Genomic DNA, 25,385 nt, shown 5'->3' with positions numbered 1-25,385 from the left:
CGTTGGCTAGGACTTGACCTTGATCGAGTCGATGGCCTTGCCGGCCTTTGCTGCGAGGTCGGAGGACAGCGGGGCGGACTTGGCCGACTCGGCTGCGGCCTTCTGGCCCTCTTCGGAAACTACGTAGTGCTCGAAGGCCTTGACCAGGTCAACGGTCTCCTGCTTGTCGTAGGTGGTGCACAGGACGTGGAAGGACACCAGGACGATCGGGTAAGCGCCGGCGATGGTGGTCTTACGGTCCAGCTTGATGGAGAGGTCGTTGGCGGCGCGGCCTTCAACCGGCTTGCCGGCGTCAACGGCCTTGGCAGCAGCCTCGGCGGAGATCTTGGTGAAGGAGTCGCCCACCTTGATCTGGGCCACGCCGAGCTTGCCGCTCACTGCGGAGTCGTCAGCGTAGGTCACGGCACCGGGGGTGTCGGAGACGGTCTTGACCACGCCGGAAGTGCCCTTGGCGTTCTCGCCCTGGAGGCTGGCGGGCCAGACACCGGCGGCCTTGTCGGTCCAGACGTCAGGAGCGGCAGCAGACAGGTAGTCCGTGAAGTTCTGGGTGGTGCCCGAGTCGTCGGAGCGGTTCACCGGGGTGACCTTCAGGTCGGGCAGCGAAACGCCGGCGTTCAGGGCGGTAATCGCGGGATCATTCCACTTGGCGATCTGGCCGCGGAAGATCTTGGCCACGGTGGCGGCATCCAGCTTCAGGTCCGTGACGCCGGGAACGTTGAAGGCCACGGCGATCGGGGAGATGTAGACCGGGACGTTGATGGCGCCGTCGGGGCCGCAAACGGACTTGGAGGACGCGTATTCGTCATCCTTCAGGTAGGCGTCGGAGCCGGCGAACTGTGCCGAGCCGTCCAGGATGGCCTTGCGGCCTGCGCCGGAACCGTCCGGGGAGTACTGCACGCTGGCGCCGGAGTTGGCGGAAGCGAAGTTGGTCTTCCAGGCGTCCATGGCAGCGCCCTGGGCGGAAGAGCCGATGCCGGTCAGGGTGCCGGTGACCTTGGTGCCGCCGGCGGACTGGCTGCCGGCGGGAGCGGTGCCAGTGGCGTTGTCTGAACCGCAGGCGCTGAGCGCGAGTGCGCCGGCTGCGATAACAGCGATAGCCGCGTGGCGGCCGAAGCGGAGTGCCTTCACTAGATACCCCTTCCAGGGTTATTCAGGTGCGGGACAGGGACGGAGAACCCTGCTGCGCGATGCGTACGTTGTGTACCTTCAAGAAAGTTATGGGCCGCAGGTAACGGGATGGGCTGTCCAAAGTGAACGGAGGATTAACGACGGCGGGATGTTGGCTGACAAATGCCGGGTCACCATTGCGCGGATCACATGTCCGGCCGTAGTGGCGGCACGAAGTGAAGCACCGTGCAGCAAATAGACTGAACGGCATGGCTCCAGCAGCAGGACTTTCAGCAGGCAAACGGTTCCTGCACGGCCGCATCCGCACCGGGCTGATCCGCAGCCGGAATTCCCTTGTTCCGGCACTCCAGATGACCGTCTGCGCAGTGGCGGCCTACGCCTTCGCCGAGTACGTTCTGGGGCACACGGGACCGCTTTTCGCGGCCACGTCGTCCCTGATTGCCCTTGGTTTTTCCCGCGAGCCGCGGCTGCGGCGGGTAGTGGAGGTGGGCCTTGGCTGCACCATCGGGATTGCCGTGGGTGATCTTCTCCTGCACTGGCTGGGCAGCGGAATCTGGCAGGCCGCCGTCGTCCTTCTTTTCTCAATCCTGCTGGCCCGCTTCCTGGACAGCGGCGTCATCTTTACCACCCAACTGGCCCTGCAGTCGGTGCTTGTGGTGTTGCTGCCGGCGCCGGCGGGCGGCCCGTTCACCCGGAGCATCGACGCCGTGGTAGGTGGAGTTTGCGCGCTGCTGGTGACCATCCTGATGCCCAAGGATCCACGCCGGGAGCCGCGCAGGGACGTCCAGAAGCTGCTCCATGAGCTGGCGGAGGTGCTCCGGGAATGCGCCGATGCCATGGTCAACAGTGATTCCAGCCAGGCGTGGCATGCCCTCATCCGGGGCCGCAACTGCCAGCCGTTGGTCGATGCAATGCGCCAGTCGCTCCGCGCCTCGGGGGAGGTTGCCACCCTGGCGCCCGCCTACCGTCGGCACCGGGATGAGCTGGACCGGCTCAAACAGTCCTTGGATTTCATCGACCTGGCGCTGCGGAACAGCCGGGTTTTTGCGCGCCGGCTGACCAGTGCCATCAACAATGCGGCCCTCTCTGATGAGGCGACGGACAGCATCGCCGGGGTGCTGCAGGAGACCGCTGCCGCGATTGATGAGCTGTCGCTGGGCCTGGCGGAGTCGCACGACGGCGTCCGCCGCGCCCACCTGCGCACCGCCCGGCGGGACCTGAGCGAAATCGCACTCCGCCTCCATCCCAAGCTACTGGAGGTGCAGCGGCTTGAGGGTGAAACGGTGGTCATGCTGTTCCGGCCGCTGATGGTGGACCTGCTGGAGGCCACCGGAATGGACGCTGACGAGGCCAGGGACGTGCTGCCCGCACTGTAGTGTCAGTGCCCGCCACTAGGGTTTAACACATGGCAACAAAGACTTCCCGGGCATCCAAAGCGCCCGCGTACAAATGCGCCGAATGCGGCTGGACCACGGTCAAGTGGGTGGGCCGCTGCGGCGAGTGCCAGGCCTGGGGCACCGTTGAGGAAACAGGCACCGCGGTGGCCCGGACGACGGCGGCCACAACGGTCGCGGAACCGGCACGGAAGATTGCTGACGTGGACGCCACCACGGCGGCGTTCCTTCCCACCGGTGTGGACGAACTGGACCGGGTGCTGGGCGGCGGGCTGGTTCCGGGTGCCGTCATCCTGCTGGCCGGTGAACCGGGGGTGGGCAAATCCACGCTCCTGCTCGACGTCGCGGCCAAGTTCGCGCGGACTGCCCAGGACGTCCTCTACGTGACCGGTGAAGAATCGGCCGCCCAGGTGAAGCTGCGCGCGGAGCGGATCGATGCCGTGGCCGAATCCCTGTACCTGTCCGCAGAGACCGATCTTGGCCAGGCGCTGGGGCAGGTGGAGAAGATCGAGCCGCGGCTGCTGATCGTGGACTCGGTACAGACCCTGAGCAGCGCGGACGTGGATGGCAGTGCCGGGGGCGTGTCCCAGGTGCGGGAAGTGGCGGCTTCCATCATCGCCGCGGCCAAGCGGCGGAACATGACCACCCTGCTGGTGGGGCACGTCACCAAGGACGGGTCCATCGCGGGGCCGCGGCTGCTGGAACACCTGGTGGACGTGGTGTGCCAGTTCGAGGGCGAGCGGCATTCGAGGCTGCGGCTGCTCCGGGCGGTTAAGAACCGGTACGGGCCCACCGACGACGTAGGCTGCTTCGACCTGAACGAGAACGGCATTGAGGGCCTGGCCGATCCCAGCGGCCTGTTCGTCAGCCGCACCAAGGACCCGGTTTCGGGGACCTGTATCACCGTCACCATGGAGGGGCGGCGTCCCCTGCTGGCGGAGGTGCAGTCGCTGCTGGCCGAAAGCCCTAATTCGCAGCCCCGGCGGGCCACCAGCGGCCTGGACAGTTCACGGGTGTCCATGCTCCTGGCCGTGCTGCAGCAACGGGCAGGAACGCTGCTGCACAAGGACGATTCATACGTTGCCACCGTTGGCGGGGTGAAACTCAGCGAGCCCGCAACGGACCTTGCAGTTGCTCTTGCCGTGGCTTCGGCCAAGGCCCGCAAGCCGCTGCCCATCCGGCTTATCGCCTTCGGCGAAGTGGGGCTGGCAGGCGAGGTCCGTCCGGTGCCGGGCATTAACCAGCGCATCCAGGAGGCCCACCGGCTGGGATTCACCCACGCAGTGGTTCCAGCCAGCCACACCGGCCCCGGCCCGGTGCCGCCGGGGTTCTCCGTACGTGAAGTGGAACACCTTACGGAGGCACTCAGCCTTTTGATTGGCTAGCAGCCCCGGCTTCTCGGTCAGCCGCTGGCCTCTGCGCTTAGGCAGATGGCGCTCCAGCTCAGGGTACTGTGAGTGGGAGCCTTCTTGCAGATGGAGGCTTACACGTCTGTGCTGGGGGAAGCTTGGTAATCCAGGAACAGCAGGGCACCGCCGGGGACGCGGGCCTCGCACGCAAAACGACGGTGCAGCCGGTCGTGTCGAACCGGCTCGACGGGCTGTTCGGAGGGCTCAGCGCGCGCATGCGGGTGGTGGCTGCCCAGTCTCCGGTCACGTTGGCCATGGCCCTTGTGATTGTTGCCACGGCTGTTTTCAGCCCGGAAACGTTCAGCAACAGCCTGTTCGTGGCGGCTCTGGTTTTCCACCTGGCAATTGCCGCGTTCTGCGTAACCATGCCATGGGGCCGTGTCCCGGCTACGGCGTTTGCCGTCATCCCGCTCATGGATTGCATTGCCATCGGGCTTACCCGCCAGGCGGGCGGCCCCACGTTCAGCGTGCTGAGCGTAATGCTGGTGTTCCCCGTCATCTGGCTCTCCGCTCAGGTCCGGCCCTATATGCCTGCCCTCGCCATTGGGGGGACCGTCCTCAGCATCGTTGCCCCCGCGGCGCTGCAAGGCGCTCCGCCTGCGGGCGGCTCGATGATCCGCACCCTGATCCTCCCCCTGGTCATGTCCGTCATTGCGGTCACGGCGCATGTGGTTGCAACCACCATCCGCCGCCAGCGCATCACCCTGGTTGAAAACGAACATGAGATGGCACGGACCCTGGGCGAAAGCGTCCGCCGGCAAAACCTGCTCGACGCCGTCCTCAAAGCCGTCGGGGTCGGCGTTTGGGTGGTGGACCGGCGGGGCAACACCGTGCTGACCAACAGGGCCATGCGGGCTGACCCCGTCCTCGCAAGCGTCATCGGGTCCCAGGGTGGAAGCAGCCCCGCCGGTGGGCCGGGGCTGCTCATGGCGGCAGACCGCTCCACCCCTGTCACAGCCGGCCGGCTTCCCGCGGCCCGCGCCGCCGCAGGGGAAGCTTTCACGGACGAGTTGTACTGGGCAGGTCCTGCCGGCCGGCAGCGCGCCTACTCCGTAAGTTCACAGTCCTTCCCTCCTGCCGGCGGGCAGGAGGGCGGTGCCGTCATCACGTTCGTGGACGTCACCAGCCTGATTAGCGCGCTGGCGGCAAAAGACAATTTTGTTGCCACCGTCTCGCACGAACTCCGGACCCCGCTCACCTCAATCCTCGGCTACCTGGAACTGGTCCTGGACGAACCCGGGCACGAGGAGATCCAGGAAGAGCTCCTGGTGGTCCGCCGGAACGCAGAGCACCTTCTGAGCCTGGTCAACGACCTGATCGCCGTGGCGTCGGAGCGGGTGGATCTGTCCTTGGAGGAGACGGATCTGGCCCGGCTGCTCGCCGTCGAGATTAACGCTGCCTTACCCGCAGCCGCCAGCAACGGGCTGCAGCTGGCGCTCGATGCGGGGCAGCCGCTGCCTGGCATGATGGACCCGAAGCGGATCAGCCAGGTGATCCAGAGCCTGCTCTCGAACGCCATCAAATACTCCCCCGACGGCGGCCTGGTCACCGTCCGGGCTTATCGCAACGGGCAGGGCCTGGTCTGCACCATTACGGATACCGGTCTGGGGATGACGGAGGAGGAGCAGGAGCAGGCGTTCACCAAGTTCTTCCGTTCGGCCCGCTCGCGTGAAACAGCCATCCCCGGTGCGGGCCTTGGGCTGATTGTCAGCAAAACGATTGTTGAGGGCCACGGAGGGTCGATCAGCCTGGACAGTGAACCCGGCGTGGGCACCAGCGTTACCTTCATCCTGCCCCCATCCTGAACGGTTCGGGCTGACCCGGCCGACGCCCAGTTTGGAGCCAGCGGTCAGGAACCGGCGCTCAGCCAGCGGGAGACATCGCTGCGCAGCACCAGCAGCGGGCCGCCGGTGGCGCTCACATTGCCGTTTGCCACGTAGTACCCCCGGCCGGAGCCCGCTCCTCCGGCCGCCCGGTCCAGGGCCTCCACAAGGTGCCGCGGCAGGTGACCCTGCGGGCCAAGGCTGCGCAGCTCATCCACTTCTTCCGGCGTCAGCCGTCCCAAAACTTCAGCGATGTTGGCCATGAGTGGTCCCTTCGAGCGAGGTGCCTAGCGAAGTGCCTGAAGGAATAACCTAGAGCAGCGCCGTGAACTGCACGTTAACGGCGGACGGCAATTGCACTTCCGCCGGGAAGTGCCCTGGTTGGAGGATCAATGCCCATTCGAAGCGCCGGCATACTGCTGTATCGGCAGGACCTGCCCGCACCCGCCGGCGCCCACGATGGGTTGCAGGTATGGATCGCCCACATGGGCGGCCCCTTCTGGGCACGCAAGGACGCCCACGCCTGGTCCATTCCCAAGGGCGAGTACGCCGACGGCGAGGACCCGCTGACCGCCGCCCGGCGCGAGTTCGCCGAGGAGATGGGCACTGAAGCCCCCGGAGTCGAGTACAGGCTGCTTGGCGAATTCCGGCAATCCTCCGGAAAGATCATCACCGTTTACACCGCGGAAGCCGCTTTCGACCCGGAGGTCATCAGCAGCAACACCTTTCCGCTTGAGTGGCCCAAGGGGTCCGGCAGGATCCAGCACTACCCGGAAATTGACGACGCCCGCTGGTTTCCGGAGGAGGAAGCCCGGCTCAAACTCGTCAAGGGCCAGCTGCCCATCCTTGATGCACTGGTTGAAGACATGGCAGCACGCTAGACCAGCCGCTTAGCGCACTGCTGCATCCGGATCGCCGGCACGGTGCGGAAACGCCGATCAGTTCCGGCGGACCCGCACCGTTCCGGCGTTTCCGGCGTTTGACTAGGCGCCGGTTAGCACCAGGGCCACGCTGTGCCCACCGAAACCGAAGGCGTTCACTAGCCCGGCCCGTGTATGGTCCGGGGCCAGTTGGTAGGTTCCTTCGGTGATGACGTTGAGGTCCACCTCCGGGTCCAGCGCCTCGACGTTCAGGGTTCCCGGCAGTTGGCCGGTGCCGAGGGCTTCAAGGACCACGACGGCGGCCAGCGCACCCGCTCCACCCAGCAAATGGCCAGTATGACCCTTCGTGGACGTTACCGGCACGTTGGGGCCGAAGACTGCGCTGATCGCCTGGCCTTCCAGCCGGTCACCCACGGGAGTGGAGGTGGCATGTGCATGGACGAAGCCAATGTCCGCCGGCTGCATACCCGCACAATCCAGCGCCTTCTGCATGACCCTGCGCTGCATCGCGGGATCGGCGGCGACGATGTCGTTCGCATCGGACGTCACCGCCCCGCCGGCCACCGCTCCCAGAATGGCGGCGCCCCGGTTCCGGGCATGCTCTTCGCTTTCCAGCACCACCACCGCAGCGCCCTCCGCCAGCACAAAGCCATCCCGGCCGGCATCGAAGGGACGGGACGCCCGCTGCGGTTCGTCCGCGCGCGTGGACAGGGCACGGATCTGGGAAAAGCCGCTGATCACCAGGTCGTTAACCGAGGCGTCAACACCACCGGCAATTACGACGTCGGCAGCACCTGAGCGGATCAGCTCGGCTGCCTGGACAATCGCCTCAGCCCCGGAGGCGCAGGCGCTGACAGGCGTCCTGGCACCGCCACGCGCACCGAGATCGATGGAGACCCAGGCCGCCGGCCCATTGGCCATCAACCGGGTGAGGGTATGTGGCGAGACTTTCCGCGGGCCGGACGCCGTCAGCACCCGGTCCTGTTCGATGGTGGAGCCCAGCCCGCCGTACGCGGAGCCGATGACCACGGCAAACCGCTCAGGATCCACCTCGGGGGCACCTGCCTGCACCCATGCTTCCCGTGCCGCAATCAGGGCAAGCTGGCCGCAGCGGTCCATCCGTTTCATTTCTCGGGTGCTGAGGTGCTCCGCAAGATCCGTCGTCACCTGCCCGGCGATCCTGACCGGCAGCTGCTCCGCCCAGTCCTGCTCCAGCACCGCAATCCCGGACCGCCCGTCGAGCAGGGCCTCCCAGGTCTCCTTGACCGTGGCACCGAGCGGATTAATTGTGCCGATTCCGGTCACCACGGCGCGGGCCTGTGCCGGGCCCGCCGGAAGGTTGGCCACCCTACTTCGCCGGGTTATGCGTGCCGATGGGCACAAGCGTCAGGTCCGGGTGGTTCTTCTCAATCCGCCGCAGCGCCCACACGTCGTTGAACAAGGCGAGGTACTCGCCATCGGACCGCAAAAGCACCTCCGCGCCCGGTACGTTGGCCAGCGCCGGCATGGCGTCCGCCGTCGTAATCCTTGCCAGGGAGTAGGGCAGGCGTTCCAGGCGCATGGGGGCGCTGAAGTCGTGCGCCATGCGGTCCTCCACCACTTCGAACTGCATGGGTCCGACGGCGGCGAGCACCGGCGCCTGGTCACCGCGGAGGTCGGAGCGGAGCAGCTGGATGACGCCCTCGTGTTCGAGCTGCTCGATGCCGCGGCGGAACTGCTTGAACTTGCTGGGGTCCTTTGACCGGGCCACCTGGAAATGCTCAGGGGCGAACAGCGGGATGGCCGGGTACTCCACGGCTTCCTCAAGGAACAGGCTGTCACCGACGCGCAGCGAGGACGCGTTGACCAGCCCGACAACGTCCCCGGGGTAGGCCTCGTCGATGACTTCGCGTTCGCGGCCGAACACCTGCTGCGCGTACTTGGTGGCGAAGGACTTGCCGGTACGGGTCTGGGTAACCACCATGCCGCGTTCGAAGACGCCGGAGCAGACGCGAATGAAGGCGACATGGTCGCGGTGGGCCTTGTTCATGCCGGCCTGGACCTTGAACACGAAGCCGGAGAACGGGGATTCCACCGGGCGCGGGTTGCCGTCCACGTCCGGGCGCGGGGATGCCGGCGGCGCAAAGTCCACCAGTGCGTCCAGCAGTTCCTTGACGCCGAAGTTCAGCGCGGCGGAGCTGAAGAGGATGGGGGTGGCTTGGCCGGCGTGGAAGGCGTCTACGTCGAATTCGAGGTTGGACTCGATCACCAGTCCCGCCTCGTCCACGGCGTCGGACCAGTTGCTGCCCTGGTCTTCCGCGGCTTCCTCCGGGGTGAAGTAGTCGGTGATGGCGATCTGCGCGCCTGCGTTGTTGCGCTGGAACCGGGCAAAGCGGTCGTTGCGCAGGTCCCAAACGCCGCGGAAGTCGCCGGAAATGCCCACGGCCCAGGTCAGCGGCATGGGCTGCAGGCCGGTGCGTTCGGTGATCTCGTCCATGAGCGCCAGGGCGTCCAGGCCCGGGCGGTCCCATTTGTTGATGACGGTGATGATGGGCAGGTTGCGCTGCTTGCAGACCTCGAAGAGTTTCATGGTCTGGGTTTCCAGGCCCTTTGCGGCGTCCACCAGCATCACGGCGCAGTCGACGGCGGCCAGCACGCGGTAGGTGTCCTCGGAAAAGTCGGCGTGGCCGGGGGTATCGAGGAGATTGATCACGGTGTCACGGTAGGAGAACTGCAGGGCGGCCGAGCTGATGGAGATGCCGCGGTCCTTTTCCATCTGCATCCAGTCGGAGACGGTTTCCCTGCGGTTGGCCTTGCCGCTGGAGGCGCCCGCGGTGCCGATCACTTTTGCGTGCAGGGCCAGCGCTTCGGTGAGCGTGGACTTGCCGGCGTCGGGGTGGGAAATGACGGCAAAGGTCCTGCGGCGGCCCGCCTCCTTGTGAATCTCGGAGATCCGGGCGGGGGTCAGGACATCTTGGGACACGGTGCTACTTTCGCTGCGGTTGTGGCTGCCCAGGGCCTGTCGGGAACTGCGCTGCGACTCATGGGCGGGGAATGTCGTTGGCAAACGGCCAAAGTACAAGTTTATCGCAGGGCCGCAAACGGCAGCGGCGCCGCTTAACGAAGGCGAAACCGAACGTTCAAAGCCGCGAAATGCCGGGACGTTAGCTTGGGCGCATGATGCATGGCGCCACCTTCACCGGCAACCTCTTCTTCGACCCGCTGGCCACCAACCTTGCCGACCGCTTCGGTGCCGTCGACAGCTTCGACGCGTCCGCGGCACAGCGTCCCGATCCCAGCCTTTCCGCCGGCTCACCGCGAAAGCGCGGAGTCCAGACAGCGGAAGAACACAAGGCGCTTCGGGCCGCCTCCCTTTCAAAAGTCAGCAGGGACCTGGAGCGGATGCTCAGGGACCTCAAGCGCTGATCCCGCATGATGGGTTCATGCGCAGCATCGAGTTGTTTTTTGACGGCCCCACCGATTCCCTGATCAGGGCGGACTGGGCGCGGCTGCAGGCCGCGGGCCTTCCGAGCCTTGCAGCGCACAGCTCCCCCAGCAACAGCCCGCACATCACGCTTGCCGCCGGGACGGACCTGCGGGCTGATGGGGATGGTCCGTGGCAGGCGCTGCCCGTGAACGTCACGTTCTCCGGCGCCATCGTTTTCCCCGCGGGGCCGGGCAAGTATGTCCTGGCCAGGGCCGTCCTGCTGACCGCTCCCCTGCTGGACCTGCACAGGTGCCTCCACCAGGGCCTGTCTGGTGCGTTGCCGCTGACACTGCCGGGGGCATGGACGCCGCACGTCACCATCTCCCGCCGTATTCCGGGCCACCAACTCGGAACAGCCATGGACCTGCTGGACCTGCGCCTTGAAGGCCAGGGCACGGGGGCGCGCCTCTGGGACAGCAGCACCAGGGCCATCTCGCCATTGGGAGGGATGGTCTAGGCAACGGCACTCCACCCGGGACTTAAAGGGGGAAAAATGCCCTGCCCGCACCCGCCGTCGAGCGCGTTTTCCCGGTACTTTCCGAGACCCCCTAATGAGGCACTTTGGGGCTTGCCCGTGCGGAACTTGGGCTTCTTACCCCTATCATTGAGCTTGCGGGGAATCAGAGCACTTTCTGATCCTGCCGGCCAACTACTGATGCCGGCATTCCTGCGGGCGGCGGTCCGCACCTTTGAAGGGACATACCTATGGCGCGGAGCCCCGAAGAATCGCTGAGGGCCACTCTGGGCAGGGTTGCACCCGGAACTCCCCTCCGCGACGGCCTGGAACGGATCCTGCGCGGACGCACCGGCGCGCTCATCGTGCTGGGGTCTGACCGCACTATCGATTCCATCTGCTCGGGCGGGTTCGATATCGGCATCGAATTCTCGCCCACCCGTCTGCGCGAGCTGGCCAAGATGGACGGCGCCATCATCTGCGACAAGGACGCGGGCAACATCCTGCGCGCCGCGGTCCAGCTGGTCCCGGACTCCAGCATCGAAACCCAGGAGTCCGGCACCCGCCACCGCACGGCGGAACGGGTGGCCAAGCAGACGGGCGTACCTGTCATATCGGTCAGCCAGTCCATGCAGATCATCGCCCTCTACGTCAACGGCCTGCGGCACGTCCTGGAGGGCTCGGAAAACGTCCTGGCCCGCGCCAACCAGGCCCTTGCCACCCTGGAGCGCTACCGCGCCCGCTTGGACCAGGTCACCAGTTCGCTCTCAGCCCTGGAAATCGAAGCCATGGTGACCGTGCGGGATGTGGCCGTCACCCTCCAGCGGCAGGAAATGGTCCGCCGCATTTCAGAGGAAATCTCGCAGTACGTCCTGGAACTGGGCGAGGACGGCCGCCTCCTCTCCCTCCAGCTGGACGAACTCACCGTGGGGCGTGGCCCGGGCAGCGACGTCATCATCCGGGACTACGCCAGCCCCCACGCCTCCGCCGAGGATATCGAAAAAGCCGTCACCGAGCTGGTCAACCTGGGCCCCACCGAGCTGATCGACCTGGGCAAGATTTCGGCAATAGTTGGGTTTGCCGGCGGCGAGGCGAACCTGGATGCAGTGGTCCAGCCCCGCGGTTACCGCCTGCTGTCCGGCCTCAAGGCAGTGCCCAAGGCCGTTGCGGACCGCCTGGTGGACCATTTCGGGGGCCTGCAGTTCCTGATGGCCGCAACCATCGACGATCTCATGACCGTTGATGGCATCGGCGACCAGCGTGCCCGGACCGTACGCGAGGGCCTGAGCCGGATGGCCGAAGCAAGCCTCCTGGACCGGTTCCTCTAGACACCCCGGGCTAAACCCAGCACCGCGCCGGTTCAGCCCCTGCAGCACTGCCCCCAGCGCCACGGCTAAACCCCATCGATTGCTCCGTAGTTGTCGTTTTCACGCCTCAAAACGACAACTACGGAGCAATCGATGGGGACGGAATAGTCAGTTCAGCTGGAAGACCGCCTTGGGGCTGGCCCGTGAGCCCAGCTTCGCGGTGAAGATGTAGTACGCCCCGCCACCGCCGGGAGCAGCGGCCACCTCTTTGCAGCCATCGGTGCTGCGGTTCCGGTTCCACGGGAAGTTGGCTGTTTCGCTGGCGCCGGGCGCAATGACCTTCACCAGGTCCTCGCTGGACGCCTGGCAGTCCTTGGAAGAAAAGATCCGGTCCGAGCCGCTGGTCACCAGGAATTCCATCTGCGAGGTGCCTATGTTGACCTCACAGGGGACTTTGCCTCCGTTGGTCACCTTGAGCGTGAGCATCGGGTTTTCACCGGGGCCGTAGGCGGGTTTGTCCGTGGTGGCAGTGACGGTCACCAGGTTCTGGTTGCAGGTGGGGGTTGCGGAGGCAGTGGGCGACGGCGTGGCGGAAGCAGTTGCCGAGGCGGAAGCGGAGGGTGTGGCTGAGGCCGCCGGATTCGCGGAGGCAGGGTCGGTGGGAGAAGGCTGGGTGGAGGAGGCCTGCTGCGATCCGCCCTTGAAGGCACCCGCCAAGGCGAAACCGCTGACCACGAGTGCGATCACCAGCAGCAGGGCACCGCCAGCGACCAGCCGGCGGCGGCGGTATACAGCGGCGCTCGGTTTCCGGACGCTGCTGGAACCCGACGTGCCGCGTGCTGATGAATTGCCTTGCCTGCCCATCCTTCTAGGCTAGGGAACGCCTCCGGTTCTGCACGGCCACCACGCCGCCGCCGGCCCATTGCTCTGGTCACACCCGGTTTTCGGCCCGCCGGAATCCATCCACTACAGTGTTGGCATCGAAACTCAAACCTCCCCCATTACGGACGCATCAGTCGCCTCCGCGGACCTGGAGCTGCTGCACCGGCGGATCAATGGCTGGTTCGCCGGCATTGCCCGCGACCTGCCGTGGCGGGACCCTGGCTGCTCCCCCTGGGGCGTGCTGGTCAGCGAGATCATGCTGCAGCAGACGCCTGTGGTCCGGGTGCTGCCCGTCTGGCATGAGTGGCTCAAGCGCTGGCCCACTCCCGCCGGCCTGGCAGGTGAACCGGCAGGCGAAGCTGTCCGTTCCTGGGGCCGGCTGGGCTACCCACGGCGGGCCCTGAGGCTGCACGCGGCGGCCACCGCCATCGTGCAGGACCACGCCGGCAAGGTCCCCGACACTTACGCGGAACTGCTGACCCTTCCCGGCGTGGGCAGCTACACCGCCGCGGCCGTAGCAGCTTTTGCCTACGGCCGTCGGGAAACGGTGGTGGACACCAACATCCGCAGGGTGCACGCCCGGCTCATCACCGGCACAGCGCTACCGGCCCCGGCCCTGACGGCGGCGGAAATGCGCCTTGCTGCCGCCCTGCTGCCGGACAACGACGAAACCTCCGTGCGCTGGAACGCCGCAGTCATGGAACTGGGGGCGCTGGTGTGCACGGCCCGCGCCCCCAAGTGCGCCGACTGTCCCGTGAGAGACTCCTGCGCCTGGCTCGCCGCCGGTGAGCCGCCGCCGTCGTACGTTCCCAAAGGGCAGTCCTGGCACGGCACCGACCGCCAGGTCCGGGGCGCCGTGCTGGCCGTGCTGCGGCTGGCGGACGCACCCGTGCCGCCGGACATGTTCCACCGCGAACCCGCCGATCTTGGCTACGCGCCGGAGGGAATCGGCGTGCCCCTGGCCGCCCTGCACCGGCTCAACTCCGCCCCCGAGCAATTGGACCGGGCGCTGGCAGGGCTGCTGGCGGACGGGCTGGCGGAGATGCACGACGGCGGCTTCCGGCTACCAGCCTGAGCAACCGGCCGCGGGGGCCGGGATGGCATACTTCTTGGTGACCGGAACCGGGGGAACCATGAAAACCATTCTGTACATCGTGTGGGCGCTGTTTGTTGCGGCCGCCATATTTTCACTGGTCTACGCGGCACGCAGGACCAAGCGCCAGAGCCAGCAGATGGCTGCGTGGCCCAAGGCGCAGGCTACTGTCACCGGCAGCGCCACCCGATGGATCGGTGGAACAGGCGGCTCCAGCCGTAACCTGCGCTATTACCCCACCTACCAGTTCACCGATCCGCGGGGCACCCTCTTCATGGGCAAGTCAGAAATTTCGACAGTGGAGCAGCCGGCGCCGGGCTCGCTGATCGAGGTTGCCTACAACCCGGTCAACCCGAACGAGTCGCTCCAGGTTTCCTCAGAACCGCGTACCGTAATGGGCTGCCTGATTGCGTTTTTCGCAGTCTTTGCCGTGGTTTCGTTCTGGTTTATCGGCGTCTTCCCGCTGGGTTAGTGGTACCCGGACCGGACCAGGAGCAGGCAGCTAGAACAGCGCGGGCTGGCTGTACTCTTCGCCCTCGGAAGTCCCGCCTGCCGGGCCACCGCCCACAGGTTCTGCCGTCCAGTTGAAGCCGAGTTCAGCGAGCAGTTCCTCCACGGAGATCTGGCCGTCCAGCACTTCGATTTCCTGGGAGTTGTCTGTAAGCGGCCGTTCCATGCCACCGAGCTTATTAGCAGGAACGGCCGGGGTGGTCAGGGCTCGCCGAATCCGGCCTCCACCAGGCCGCCCACATACTCCACGGCACGTTCCGCATCGGGGCCCCACGCTTCCACGTGCAGCACGGTGCCTTTGCCGGCGCCCAGGGTCATCAACCCGGTCATGGACGCGCCATCCACGCCGTTGATGGTGACCTCGGCATCCAGGGAAGCCAGTCCCCCGGCCACCTTTGCGGCAGGCCGCGCGTGCATGCCTGCCTGGTTGACCAGTTCGAAGTCCCCGGTGCTGTCGGGCGGGGCGCTGGTGACAGGCTCCACCGCCCCGGATGCGGCCGATCCAGCCGGATGCGCCGGGCCCCTTGCAGCTTCAGCCGCTTTCCGTACCGCTTGCACGTCAGCTCCACCCTGGGCAGCGACGGCGGCGGCTACCAAACCTTCTACCAGCGGCGCGTCGGCGAGCAGGACGCCGGCCGGGTTCTCCAGGAATTCGAGCGCCGATTCCGCTGTCATCACTGCCGATCCCAGGTCCGTGATGACCACGGTTCCATCCGGGCCAGGCTCCCCTCCTGCCTGTTCGCCGGCCTTTTCCAGGGCTGCGAGGACCTTCTCCAGGCTGGTACCGATCCTGCCGTCGTCGGTGCCGCCGGCAGGCAGGATCATCACGTCCGGCGCCATTTGGGCGGCAAGCTCCACGGCGCCGTCGGCAATTTTTTCGCTATGGGACACCACAACGATGCTGACGGTCACGCAGCCGCCCCAACGGCTGCGCGCAGGATCAGCGCGCTGGACACCGCGCCGGGGTCCCGGTGGCCGGCGCTGCGTTCGCCCAGGTAGCTGGCCCGGCCTTTCCGCGCGACCATCGGATCGGTTGCCACGGCCCCGGCCTCCGCTGCCTCGGCGGCCGCCACCAGGACGCCCAGGACATCCGCGCTGCCGCCGTCAGCTGCCGCCCGGGCAGCGTCGACAGCTGGAGTCCAGGCGTCCACCATGGTCTTGTCCCCGGACTCCGCCTTCCCGCGCGCCACAATCCCGTCCCGCGCAGCCGCCAGGGCCCCGGCCAGGGCGGCCGCATCAACCTCAGCGGAATCTCCAAGTGCGGTGGCGGCGCGAAGGAAGGCCGTGCCGTAGAGGGGGCCTGCGGCGCCGCCGACCTTGGACATCAGCGTCATGGCGGTCATCTTCAACGCAGCGCCGGGCGTCTCCGGTGTTGATTCGCCGAGCTTGGCCAGCACAGCCTGAAACCCGCGGTCCATGTTCTCGCCGTGGTCCGAGTCCCCAATGGCCCGGTCCAGTTCGATGAGTTCAACGCGGTGTTCAGCCATGGCCTGCGCACACAGCGTCAGCCACTTCACGGCCCAGTTGACGTCCAAAACCACGGTTACAGGCCCCAGCGCAGCGCGGGGGTGTGCACGGGCGCGTCCCAGAGTTCCGTCATCTCATCATCAAGCCGCAGGACGGAGATGGAGCAGCCCTGCATCTCCAGGGCCGTGATGTAGTTGCCCACCAGCGAGCGTTCCACCGTGGCGCCGGCATCTCTGAGTACCTGCACCGCCCGCCGGTACACGATGTACAGCTCACTCAGCGGGGTGCCGCCCATGCCGTTGACGAAGAGCAGCACCTTGTCCCCGGAGGTGATCTTGAGGTCGGCCAGGACGGGCTCCAGCAGGCGGTTGGTGATGTTGTCCGCGGTTTCCATGGGAATCCGGTGCCTGCCCGGCTCACCATGGATGCCGATGCCGATCTCGATTTCATCCTCGGCGAGGTCGAAACTGGGTGTGCCGGCGTGCGGGACGGTGCAGGCGGACAGCGCCACGCCCATGGTCCTGACGTTGGCGTTTACCCGTTCGCCGATGGCGGCAACCGCGTCGAGGTCGTCACCGCGTTCGGCCGCGGCCCCCGCAATCTTCTCCACCAGCACAGTGCCGCCCACACCACGTCGGCCTGCGGTGTACAGCGAGTCTTCCACCGCCACGTCATCATTGACCAGGACGGTACGGACACTGACGCCTTCGGCCTCAGCCAGTTCGGCAGCCGTCTCGAAGTTCAGCACGTCGCCGGTGTAGTTCTTGACGATGTGCACGACGCCGGCACCTGAGTTCACTGCGAGGGTGGCGGGAAGGATCTGGTCCGGCGTAGGTGAGGTGAACACCGCCCCCGGCACCGCGGCGTCGAGCATTCCCTGCCCCACGTAACCGGCGTGCAGCGGCTCGTGTCCGCTTCCGCCGCCGGAAACCAGCCCCACCTTGCCGGCCACAGGCGCGTCCTTGCGCGTGATGTAGATGGGGTCTTCGCTGACGGTGACCAGTGCGGCATGTGCCAGGCCAAAGCCCTGGACAGCTTCCTGGACAACGGATTTTGGATCGTTGATGAGTTTCTTCATGGCGTTGCTCCTGGCTGTGCTCCTGAAGGATGTGTGTCTGACCCTACTACCGGGATCGCGGCTGGCGGTAGGTTCGTCCAGCCCGCTTTTCCGCACTTAACCCACAGGCTTGTGCCTTCGACGCAGCAAAGGGACAGCCCCCAATGACTGTCCCTTTCCTGCGGCCCCCCACATATCGGCCTCCAGCAGTTTATCCATCAATTCGAGTAAAGCAAAGAGGGCTTTGCCGAATGCTGCCTCCGGGCGCCGTGTTACAGTGCGCGGATCATCCGGGTGTTGCCCAGGGTGTTGGGCTTGACGCGTGCCAGGTCCAGGAATTCAGCCACGCCCTCGTCGTGGGAGCGCAGGAGCTCCGAATAGACTTCCGGATCCACCGCTGACTGGTCTGCCATCACTTCGAAGCCATGGCGCTTGAAGAAGTCCACCTCAAAGGTGAGGCAGAAGACGCGGGACACTCCCAGCGCCTTGGCTTCCTCCAGCAGGCTCTCCACCAGCACATGCCCCACCCCTTTGCCGCGCCACTCCCCCGACGCTGCAAGGGTGCGGATCTCGGCCAGGTCCTCCCACATGACATGCAGCGCTCCGCAGCCGATCATTTCGCCGTCGCTGGACTCGGCGATGCGGAACTCCTGGAGGCTCTCGTAATAGGCCACCGTCTCCTTCGCCATCAGGATGCGCTCCTCGGCCAAGGGCGCCACCAGCCTCTTGATGGCAGGGACGTCGCTGGTGCGTGCTGGGCGGATGTGGAAGGAGTCGGTCACAAGGCCATCCTACGAGGCGTGACGGCTCGCGGCTCGGTGACTGGGGCGGGGCGTTCCGGCACCGGCGCTATTTGCCGCTTGCTGCTCCTTCGTCGCTCTGACGCAAGCTACACAAATAGCCCCGGCACCTTCACTTCGCTAAAGGTGCCGCGCCTGGCGGTGCCCTGTACCGGTTAGAGAAAAATTAGAGGCCGAGTTCCGCCGGCAGGTCGAGGTCCTGGCCCAGGACGTTCTTTGCCAGGAACCACTCCACCACCTGGTACCAGACCTTGGCGTGCTGTGGCTTGAGGACCCAGTGGTTCTCGTCCGGGAAGTAGAGGAACCGGTGCGGCGTCTGGCCGTCCTGGCCCGCCGCCAGCTTTGACTTGGAAAGCAGTTCGTACCAGAGCCGAAGGCCTTCGCCGATGGGTACCCGGTAGTCCTTGTCGCCGTGGATTACCAGCATAGGGGTGCTGATGTTTTCGGCGTGGAGGTGCGGCGAGTTCTCCAGCGCCATCTCCTCGGTCATTTCCTTCAGCCAATACTGCGATGCGTCGGTGGTGGGCCCGAACTGGTCCAGGGCCCAGAGGCTGGCGTGGGTAACAACCGCTTTGAACCGGTCCGTGTTGCCCGCCACCCAGTTGGCCATGTAGCCCCCGAAGGATCCGCCCATAGCCGCGGTCCGGGTCTGGTCGATGTCCGGGCGCTCTGTGGCGGCATCGGTCACTGCCATGAGGTCCGTGAAGGGCGCCTTCCCCCAGGCACCCCAGCCGCGCTGGATGTACGACTGCCCATAACCCGTGGACAGCGCCGGATCCGGCAGCAGAACCGCGTACCCCTTCGCGGTCAGGAGCCAGGGGTTCCATCGCCACGTCCACGCGTTCCAGGATCCCAGCGGGCCGCCGTGGATCCACAGGAGCAGCGGTGCCGGCTGGTCAGCGGAAGCACCTTCCGGGAGGGCGAGGTAGGCGGGCACGCGCGAGCCGTCGGCAGCGGTTGCGGCGATGCGCTCCAGCCTGCCCGGAAAGGCCGGCCGGTCAGCTGGAGCAGGCAGGCGGGTGGTTTCCCCGGTGGCAAGGTCGATCCGTACGGCCTCGGCAGGGAACCCGTACGAGCTGCGCAGGGCATAGGCGCTGCGCCCCTCCGGCGAAATGACGACGTCGGAGTAGGCCGCAGCGTCCTGCGTCACCCGGGTGACGCCCACCTCAGCGGCAGCCGACGGAACGCTGACCCGGAAAACCGGCGACGCGCCGTCGTCGTCCGCTGTGACCAGGAGGCCGGAGCCATCCGGAAGCCACGCGGCCGGCTTGGGCCAGCGGTCCCAGTCGTGCGCCAAAGGCTGGAGCCCGGCGTCCCCGGCGGCCTCGCCAGAGACGTCGAGCAGGTGCATCTTGATCTCGGGGGCCTGCCGCGGGGTTGAATCGCTCTCGCTGACCACCACAAGCGTGCGCCCATCGGGGCTGACCGGGCCCGGGAAGTAGTTCATGCCTTCCTGGTCCAGCAGTACCTTCAGGTTGCCGGATGCCACATCCACGGCCACCAGGATGGACCGGCTGTCTGCCTTGGCAAGGGGCCTGGTGTAGCCGCTGTAGATGGTCTTCCCGTCGGGACTGACCACGGTCTCCGCCTCCCGAAGCCGCGGACCGGCGTCGGGGGTGAGGTTGCGCAGGACCAAGGGTGCGGTGGCGTCAACCGTTGTTGGCTTGCCGGCTCCTTCGGTTTCCCCCTCTTCCACCGCGAAAATCCGCGGCTGGCCCGGCCCCAGGTCGGCGTCCCAGTACCGGACCGGATATTCGCTGTGGAGGATGGCCGAAACCTTCCTGTCCTTGCGGGACTTGCGCCGCTCGGCATCGTCCTCCTCATCGGCTGACCCCGCCAGGACCTCGGCGGTCACAAACGCAGCATCTGCGCCCTTGGCAGTGATCACCCTGCTGACGCCGCCCGGCCGGCTAAGGACCACGCGCGCTTCACCGCCGTCGGCCGGAAGCAGCCACAGCGCACTCACCGGATCCTCGTCCGGGCTGTCCGGATCGGGACGGGCTGATGTGAAGTAGACGTCCCCGTTGGCCGCGAAGGCGGCGCCGGCTTCGCCCTTCGCGCTGCGGGTGATGCGCCGGGCGTGCTTCTGCCCGGCAGGGTCCAGCTCCCACAGGGCGCTGGCGAATTCGGTGCCCTTGCCGTTCAAGGTGCTCACCGTGGTTACCAGCCGCGAGCCGTCCGGGCTCAGGGCCAGGCCGCTTACCCGGGGGATGGACAGGTAATGGTCGAGGTCGTGGAAAGGGGTCAGCGGTTGCTCGTCCGGGATCGCCGGATTCTGATTAGCCATGCTCCCGATTCAACACGTTTTGTGCTGCTCGTCACAAACCTTCAAGCCGACACGCTGATGCGTTGGCTCGGGCGTGGTTGGGGCGCGCCGCCACCGGTGCCATTTGCCGCTTGCTGCTCGTTCCTCGCTTTGACGCAAGCTACACAAATGACCCCGGCGCCTGCGCTTTGCCTAACGCCCACCAGTGCACGAGGTGGCGGACATCAGGGATTTATGTAGGCGCCGTCAAAGCGAGGAACGAGCAGGCGCCGGGAAATCTCTGATGCCCAGCCACCGGACCCAACCACGGTGTCGTTAAAAAGCGAAAACCCCGCCGCTCCCTTCGGGGAGTGGCGGGGCTTTCGGTGTTGCGCTTAGACGCTGGGGGCGATTTCCGGGATGCGCGGCTTGGCGTTGCCGGCGAAGGTGAACTTCGCGTCGTCGCCTTCGCCTTCGACATCCACTACGACGATGTCGCCGGTGTGGATCTCGCCGAAGAGGATCTTCTCGGAGAGCTGGTCCTCGATCTCGCGCTGGATGGTGCGGCGCAGCGGCCGGGCACCCATGGCGGGATCGTAACCGCGGGTTGCCAGGAGCACCTTGGCGGCCTTGGTGAGCTCGATGCCCATGTCCTTGTCCTTGAGGCGCTTCTCCAGGCGGGTCACGAACAGGTCCACGATCTCGATGATCTCGTCCTGGGTGAGCTGCGGGAACACCACGACGTCGTCAACACGGTTCAGGAACTCGGGGCGGAAGTGCTGCTTGAGTTCCTCCGTAACGCGGGCACGCATGCGGTTGTAGCCGGTCTGCGTGTCGGTGCCGGACTGGAAGCCGGTGGCGACGCTCTTGGAGATGTCCCGGGTACCCAGGTTGGTGGTCATGATGATCACGGTGTTCTTGAAGTCCACCACGCGGCCCTGGGAGTCGGTCAGGCGGCCGTCTTCCAGGATCTGCAGCAGCGAGTTGAAGAGGTCCGCGTGGGCCTTCTCAACTTCGTCGAACAGCACCACGGAGAACGGACGGCGGCGGACCTTCTCGGTCAGCTGGCCACCCTCTTCGTAGCCCACGTAGCCCGGAGGGGCACCGAAGAGCCGCGAAACGGTGTGCTTCTCGGAGTACTCCGACATGTCCAGGGTGATGAGGGCGTCCTCTTCACCGAACAGGAACTCCGCGAGTGCCTTGGCGAGTTCGGTCTTGCCGACGCCGGTGGGGCCGGCGAAGATGAACGAGCCACCTGGGCGCTTGGGGTCCTTGAGCCCTGCGCGGGTGCGGCGGATGGCCTGGGACAGTGCCTTGATGGCCTCGTCCTGGCCGACGACGCGCTTGTGCAGTTCCTCTTCCATCTTGAGCAGGCGCGAGGATTCTTCCTCGGTCAGTTTGAAGACGGGGATGCCGGTGGAGTTGGCCAGCACCTCGGCGATGAGATCCTCATCCACCTCGGAGATGTCGTCCATGCCGCCGGACTTCCAGTTGCGCTCCTTCTCCGCGCGCTCGGAGATCATCTTCTGCTCCTTGTCGCGGAGCGAAGCTGCACCTTCGAAGTCCTGGGCGTCGATGGCGGATTCCTTCTCCATCTTCAGCTTGGCGATGCGCTCGTCCATGGCCTTGAGCTCCGGCGGAGCGGTCATGCGGCGGATGCGCAGCCGGGCGCCGGCTTCGTCGATCAGGTCGATCGCCTTGTCCGGGAGGAAGCGGTCCGAGATGTAGCGCTCGGCGAGGCTGGCGGCCGAGGCCAGGGCACCGTCCGTGATGGTGACGCGATGGTGTGCCTCGTACCGGTCGCGCAGGCCCTTCAGGATCTCGATGGCGTGCGCCACGGAGGGTTCCTTGACCTGGATCGGCTGGAAGCGGCGCTCCAGGGCGGCGTCCTTCTCGATGTGCTTGCGGTACTCGTCCAGGGTGGTGGCACCGATGGTCTGCAGCTCGCCGCGGGCCAGCATGGGCTTCAGGATCGAGGCTGCGTCGATGGCACCTTCGGCGGCACCGGCACCCACCAGGGTGTGGATCTCATCGATGAACAGGATGATGTCGCCGCGGGTGCGGATCTCCTTGAGGACCTTCTTCAGTCGCTCTTCGAAGTCACCGCGGTAGCGGGAGCCTGCCACCAGGGAACCGAGGTCCAGGGTGTACAGCTGCTTGTCGCGGATGGTCTCCGGGACGTCGCCGCGCACAATGGCCTGGGCAAGGCCTTCGACGACGGCGGTCTTGCCGACGCCGGGCTCGCCGATGAGGACAGGGTTGTTCTTGGTACGGCGGGAAAGGACCTGCATGACGCGTTCCATTTCCTGCTCGCGGCCGATGACCGGGTCCAGCTTGTTCTCGCGCGCAGCCTGGGTCAGGTTGCGGCCGAACTGGTCCAGGACTACGGAACCGGCGGGTGCGCCCTCGGGCTGTCCGCCGCCGACGCCTGCGCCGGTGGTTTCCTTGCCCTGGTAACCGGAGAGGAGCTGGATGACCTGCTGGCGGACCCGGTTCAGGTCGGCGCCGAGCTTGACCAGAACCTGGGCGGCAACGCCTTCACCTTCGCGGATCAGGCCGAGCAGGATGTGCTCGGTGCCGATGTAGTTGTGGCCCAGCTGCAGGGCTTCGCGCAGCGAGAGCTCCAGTACCTTCTTGGCACGGGGGGTGAAGGGGATGTGACCCGAGGGAGCCTGCTGGCCCTGCCCGATGATCTCCTGCACCTGCTCGCGAACGCCGTCGAGCGAAATGCTCAAGGACTCAAGAGCTTTGGCGGCAACGCCCTCACCCTCATGGATCAGACCCAAGAGGATGTGTTCGGTACCGATGTAATTGTGGTTCAGCATGCGTGCCTCTTCTTGGGCAAGCACAACTACGCGACGGGCACGGTCCGTAAATCGCTCAAACATTTCGCCACACTCCTAGCTACGACGTACTTTGATGCTACGTGGCCCGTCCGGCGATGTGGAGCGTGTTCGCCACAGGGGAAACCCGGCCTCTTGCGGGAATAGACGCAGCAGTGGAGCACAGCGCTGCGGAACCGGCCGGCAAAGGCACCGGAGGTGGGTACTGATACCGGGCCCCGGGGTTCTGCAAGGTCACCAAACGCACAGGAACCCAAATACTTCCGTGGGCCGTCCAACTGCCAGCGCGGCCCGCGGAATAAGGCAATTGGCGCATGGGCGGATGCCGTCCATAGCAGCATTATCGGGAAATTGAAAAACCCCGCCCCGCCGTGTGGCGGTAAGCGGGGTTTCCGTGGAGCTAAAGCCGGCCCTAGGAATTTGCCTTTTGGTAGGCTTCCTGGATTTCGGCCTGAATTCGGCCGCGGCTGTTAACCGTGTAGCCGTTATCCCGTGCCCATTGCCGGATTTGCGCTGAATCGTGGCTGCGGCCCCCGGTGGACGCCTTGGTGGCCCGCTGGCTCCGGCCTCCGGACGCCTTGCGCGCAGCGTTGATGAACCTCTCCAACGAAGACCGAAGTTCAGCGGCATTGGCTGCCGACAGGTCAATCTCGTAGTTGGCCCCGTCGAGGCCGAACTTAACATTCTCGTCTGCGGATCCCCCATCCAGATCATCAACGAGGATGATGTTTACTTTCTGTGCCATTAAGGTCTTCCTCTTGCTGGAAAGTCGGTTTTCAGAAAAGCAGGATGTTTCCCAAAAAAAGTATGACTCTTATCTTGGCAACGCGTCAAAGCGCCTAATGGTTCCTTGGGGATAATTCCCGAAAGTAGGGGGTTTTATCTATTTGGGTTCGAAACCCGGGCCGTCCGTGGGTTGCGCCGGGAGGGAATCCGCCTCGGCCTGGGCGCGGGCCTCCGCCTGCCGCTCGGCCTTGTCGGCGTTAAAAATGGCTTTCATGGCGAACCAGAACAGCAGGCCCACCACCAGGGAGGGAAGGAGTACAGCTACATATTCCATGATCAGTGCCCTTCGGGCTTCAGCAGGGGGAACAGGATGGTTTCGCGGATACCGGCACCGGTGAAGAGCATCACCAGCCGGTCGATGCCCAGGCCAATGCCGCCCATGGGCGGAGCACCGTATTCGAGGGCGCGCAGGAAGTCCTCGTCAAGCTGCATGGCTTCGACGTCGCCGGCGGCCGCGTGCATGGACTGTTCGGTAAGCCGCTCGCGCTGGATGACGGGGTCGATCAGCTCGGAGAAAGCCGTGCCGCGCTCCATGCCGCCGATGATCAGGTCCCAGGCCTCGATCAACCGGCCGTCCTCGCGGTGCGGCCGGGCCAGCGGCTGCGCGGAGGGCGGGTAGTCATAGACAAAGGTGGGGTTCAGCAGGGTGGGCTCGACGATTTCGCCGAAGAGCTCCACCACCAGCTTCTCGGCGTCCCACTTGGGATCCACCTTGACGTCGTGCTTGGCGGCAAGCTCCCGAAGCACCTCAACCGGGGTGTCCGGGGTGATCTCCTGCCCAACGGCGTCGGAAAGCCCAGGGTAGACGGGCAGCCAGACCCAGTCGCCGTCGAGGTTGATCTCGCCCGCCTCGGTCTGAAGGACCCGCCCGGCACCCACGGCGTCGGCGGCGTCAAGGATGATCTCCTTGATCCGCTGCGCCATGACGAACTGGTCGGCCCAGGCCTCGTAGCACTCGAGCGTGGTGAATTCCGGGCTGTGGGTGGAGTCAACACCCTCGTTGCGGAACACGCGGCCCATGTCGTAAACGCGGTCGATGCCGCCCACCACTGCACGCTTGAGGTACAGCTCGGTGGCGATGCGCAGGGTCATCTTCTGGTCGAAGGCGTTCATGTGGGTCTCGAACGGCCGTGCCAGGGCGCCGCCGTGGACCAGCTGCAGGATGGGCGTTTCCACCTCCACGTAGCGGTGCCGGAACAGCGTTTCGCGGATGGAGCGGGTGATCGCGGCACGAGTGTAGACCATCTCACGGGCCTCGTCGCGGACCATCAGGTCAACGTAGCGCTGGCGGACGCGGGTTTCCTCATTCAGGTCCGCGTGCAGCACCGGCAGCGGACGCAGGGCCTTGGAAGCCATGGACCAGGAGTCGGCCATGATGGACAACTCGCCGCGGCGGGACGAGATGACCTCGCCCTTGATGAACACGTGGTCGCCCAGGTCAACCAGGGCCTTCCAGTCGGCGAGCGCTTCCTCGCCGATGTTGGCCAGGCTCAGCATCGCCTGGAGGCGCGTCCCCTTGCCGTCGGTGCCGCCTTCCTGCAGGGTGGCGAAGCAGAGCTTGCCGGTGTTGCGGACAAAGACCACGCGGCCGGTGACGCCGACGATGTCGCCGGTGGTGTCGTCCGCCTCAAGGTGGGCGTACTTTTCCCGGATCTCGGCAAGCGAGTGCGTGCGTTCCACTCCCACGGGGTATGCCTCCGTGCCGCGCTCAAGGAGTTTGGCGCGCTTTTCCATGCGGATCCGCATCTGCTCGCTGGCGTCGACGGGCTCTGGGGCATTCTTGGGCGCGGGGGTGTTTTGGGAAGTCACAATCATCAAGTTTACCGGGCATTGGCTACCC

24 protein-coding genes are annotated in these 25,385 nt (G+C 66.0%); 9 read left to right on the top strand and 15 right to left on the bottom strand.

What is annotated here, in order from left to right:
* Window positions 1–6: 6 nt before the first annotated feature.
* Complete coding sequence (pstS, locus tag JCQ34_RS01270; protein WP_286401018.1) at window positions 7–1,128, bottom strand: phosphate ABC transporter substrate-binding protein PstS; 1,122 nt, start codon at window positions 1,126–1,128, stop codon at window positions 7–9.
* A 248-nt stretch (window positions 1,129–1,376) separates the two neighbouring features.
* Here pstS and JCQ34_RS01265 point away from each other — a divergent pair, with 248 nt between their 5' ends.
* The 3 genes from JCQ34_RS01265 to JCQ34_RS01255 all read left to right on the top strand — a co-directional run bounded on the left by JCQ34_RS01265 (window position 1,377) and on the right by JCQ34_RS01255 (window position 5,736).
* On the top strand, window positions 1,377–2,504 hold the full coding sequence (locus JCQ34_RS01265; RefSeq protein ID WP_286401016.1) for an FUSC family protein: 1,128 nt from the start codon (window positions 1,377–1,379) through the stop codon (window positions 2,502–2,504).
* 29 nt (window positions 2,505–2,533) lie between these two features.
* Window positions 2,534–3,907 (top strand): DNA repair protein RadA, encoded by a 1,374-nt coding sequence (gene radA / locus JCQ34_RS01260; RefSeq protein ID WP_286401014.1) that lies wholly within the window; start codon window positions 2,534–2,536, stop codon window positions 3,905–3,907.
* Between the two features lie 122 nt (window positions 3,908–4,029).
* Window positions 4,030–5,736: a sensor histidine kinase gene (locus JCQ34_RS01255; protein ID WP_286401012.1), complete on the top strand. Its 1,707-nt coding sequence runs from the start codon at window positions 4,030–4,032 to the stop codon at window positions 5,734–5,736.
* A gap of 44 nt (window positions 5,737–5,780) precedes the next feature.
* Here the strand turns inward: JCQ34_RS01255 and JCQ34_RS01250 are convergent, their stop codons facing one another.
* Window positions 5,781–6,017, bottom strand: a complete 237-nt coding sequence (locus JCQ34_RS01250) for a hypothetical protein (RefSeq protein WP_286401011.1) — start codon at window positions 6,015–6,017, stop codon at window positions 5,781–5,783.
* A gap of 129 nt (window positions 6,018–6,146) precedes the next feature.
* Between JCQ34_RS01250 and JCQ34_RS01245 the strand changes: the two genes are divergently transcribed.
* Complete coding sequence (locus JCQ34_RS01245; protein WP_286401009.1) at window positions 6,147–6,635, top strand: NUDIX domain-containing protein; 489 nt, start codon at window positions 6,147–6,149, stop codon at window positions 6,633–6,635.
* A 102-nt stretch (window positions 6,636–6,737) separates the two neighbouring features.
* On the opposite strand, the gene JCQ34_RS01240 is transcribed toward JCQ34_RS01245, so the two are convergent.
* Window positions 6,738–7,982, bottom strand: a complete 1,245-nt coding sequence (locus JCQ34_RS01240; RefSeq protein ID WP_286401007.1) for a beta-ketoacyl-[acyl-carrier-protein] synthase family protein — start codon at window positions 7,980–7,982, stop codon at window positions 6,738–6,740.
* A 1-nt stretch (window position 7,983) separates the two neighbouring features.
* Window positions 7,984–9,597 (bottom strand): peptide chain release factor 3, encoded by a 1,614-nt coding sequence (locus JCQ34_RS01235; protein ID WP_286401005.1) that lies wholly within the window; start codon window positions 9,595–9,597, stop codon window positions 7,984–7,986.
* 194 nt (window positions 9,598–9,791) lie between these two features.
* On the opposite strand from JCQ34_RS01235, the gene JCQ34_RS01230 reads away from it, so the two are divergent.
* From JCQ34_RS01230 to disA, 3 genes are all read left to right on the top strand, one after another.
* Window positions 9,792–10,040 (top strand): hypothetical protein, encoded by a 249-nt coding sequence (locus JCQ34_RS01230; RefSeq protein WP_286401003.1) that lies wholly within the window; start codon window positions 9,792–9,794, stop codon window positions 10,038–10,040.
* Between the two features lie 17 nt (window positions 10,041–10,057).
* Complete coding sequence (locus tag JCQ34_RS01225; RefSeq protein ID WP_286401001.1) at window positions 10,058–10,558, top strand: 2'-5' RNA ligase family protein; 501 nt, start codon at window positions 10,058–10,060, stop codon at window positions 10,556–10,558.
* 248 nt (window positions 10,559–10,806) lie between these two features.
* Complete coding sequence (disA, locus tag JCQ34_RS01220; protein WP_286401000.1) at window positions 10,807–11,883, top strand: DNA integrity scanning diadenylate cyclase DisA; 1,077 nt, start codon at window positions 10,807–10,809, stop codon at window positions 11,881–11,883.
* A gap of 147 nt (window positions 11,884–12,030) precedes the next feature.
* Here the strand turns inward: disA and JCQ34_RS01215 are convergent, their stop codons facing one another.
* Window positions 12,031–12,726, bottom strand: coding sequence for a hypothetical protein (locus JCQ34_RS01215; RefSeq protein WP_286400999.1), 696 nt, complete (start codon window positions 12,724–12,726; stop codon window positions 12,031–12,033).
* Between the two features lie 256 nt (window positions 12,727–12,982).
* Between JCQ34_RS01215 and JCQ34_RS01210 the strand changes: the two genes are divergently transcribed.
* On the top strand, window positions 12,983–13,819 hold the full coding sequence (locus JCQ34_RS01210) for an A/G-specific adenine glycosylase (protein WP_350310822.1): 837 nt from the start codon (window positions 12,983–12,985) through the stop codon (window positions 13,817–13,819).
* A 58-nt stretch (window positions 13,820–13,877) separates the two neighbouring features.
* Window positions 13,878–14,309 (top strand): DUF3592 domain-containing protein, encoded by a 432-nt coding sequence (locus tag JCQ34_RS01205; protein WP_286400998.1) that lies wholly within the window; start codon window positions 13,878–13,880, stop codon window positions 14,307–14,309.
* Between the two features lie 30 nt (window positions 14,310–14,339).
* On the opposite strand, the gene JCQ34_RS01200 is transcribed toward JCQ34_RS01205, so the two are convergent.
* The 10 genes from JCQ34_RS01200 to lysS all read right to left on the bottom strand — a co-directional run bounded on the left by JCQ34_RS01200 (window position 14,340) and on the right by lysS (window position 25,360).
* A complete protein-coding gene (locus tag JCQ34_RS01200; RefSeq protein ID WP_286400996.1) occupies window positions 14,340–14,513 on the bottom strand; it encodes a hypothetical protein in 174 nt (57 codons plus the stop codon).
* Between the two features lie 35 nt (window positions 14,514–14,548).
* Window positions 14,549–15,259 carry a dihydroxyacetone kinase phosphoryl donor subunit DhaM gene (gene dhaM, locus JCQ34_RS01195; protein WP_286400994.1) on the bottom strand — a complete coding sequence of 237 codons (711 nt, stop codon included), beginning with the start codon at window positions 15,257–15,259 and terminating at the stop codon, window positions 14,549–14,551.
* Entirely contained in the window at window positions 15,256–15,888 is a 633-nt protein-coding gene (dhaL, locus tag JCQ34_RS01190; protein WP_142131584.1) for a dihydroxyacetone kinase subunit DhaL, read from the bottom strand. The genes dhaM and dhaL overlap by 4 nt, the downstream gene beginning before the upstream one ends.
* A gap of 2 nt (window positions 15,889–15,890) precedes the next feature.
* Window positions 15,891–16,892 (bottom strand): dihydroxyacetone kinase subunit DhaK, encoded by a 1,002-nt coding sequence (gene dhaK / locus JCQ34_RS01185; protein ID WP_286400993.1) that lies wholly within the window; start codon window positions 16,890–16,892, stop codon window positions 15,891–15,893.
* A 251-nt stretch (window positions 16,893–17,143) separates the two neighbouring features.
* Window positions 17,144–17,653, bottom strand: coding sequence for an amino-acid N-acetyltransferase (locus JCQ34_RS01180; RefSeq protein ID WP_142131588.1), 510 nt, complete (start codon window positions 17,651–17,653; stop codon window positions 17,144–17,146).
* A gap of 184 nt (window positions 17,654–17,837) precedes the next feature.
* The gene (locus JCQ34_RS01175) at window positions 17,838–19,958 is read right to left on the bottom strand and encodes a S9 family peptidase (protein WP_286400991.1); all 2,121 of its coding nucleotides are present in this window, start codon (window positions 19,956–19,958) and stop codon (window positions 17,838–17,840) included.
* A gap of 353 nt (window positions 19,959–20,311) precedes the next feature.
* Window positions 20,312–22,804, bottom strand: coding sequence for an ATP-dependent Clp protease ATP-binding subunit (locus JCQ34_RS01170; protein WP_142131592.1), 2,493 nt, complete (start codon window positions 22,802–22,804; stop codon window positions 20,312–20,314).
* A 367-nt stretch (window positions 22,805–23,171) separates the two neighbouring features.
* Window positions 23,172–23,504, bottom strand: coding sequence for a histone-like nucleoid-structuring protein Lsr2 (locus JCQ34_RS01165; RefSeq protein ID WP_286400989.1), 333 nt, complete (start codon window positions 23,502–23,504; stop codon window positions 23,172–23,174).
* Window positions 23,505–23,642: 138 nt separating this feature from the next.
* The gene (locus tag JCQ34_RS01160; protein ID WP_286400987.1) at window positions 23,643–23,819 is read right to left on the bottom strand and encodes a hypothetical protein; all 177 of its coding nucleotides are present in this window, start codon (window positions 23,817–23,819) and stop codon (window positions 23,643–23,645) included.
* Between the two features lie 2 nt (window positions 23,820–23,821).
* The gene (gene lysS / locus JCQ34_RS01155; protein WP_286400985.1) at window positions 23,822–25,360 is read right to left on the bottom strand and encodes a lysine--tRNA ligase; all 1,539 of its coding nucleotides are present in this window, start codon (window positions 25,358–25,360) and stop codon (window positions 23,822–23,824) included.
* Window positions 25,361–25,385 lie beyond the last annotated feature (25 nt).

It is taken from the genome of Pseudarthrobacter defluvii (genome assembly GCF_030323865.1).
In the GTDB taxonomy this organism is placed as follows: Bacteria; Actinomycetota; Actinomycetes; order Actinomycetales; family Micrococcaceae; genus Arthrobacter; species Arthrobacter sedimenti.
The sequence above is the reverse complement of the archived record's forward strand: the minus strand, read 5'-3'. Positions and strand labels throughout refer to the sequence as shown.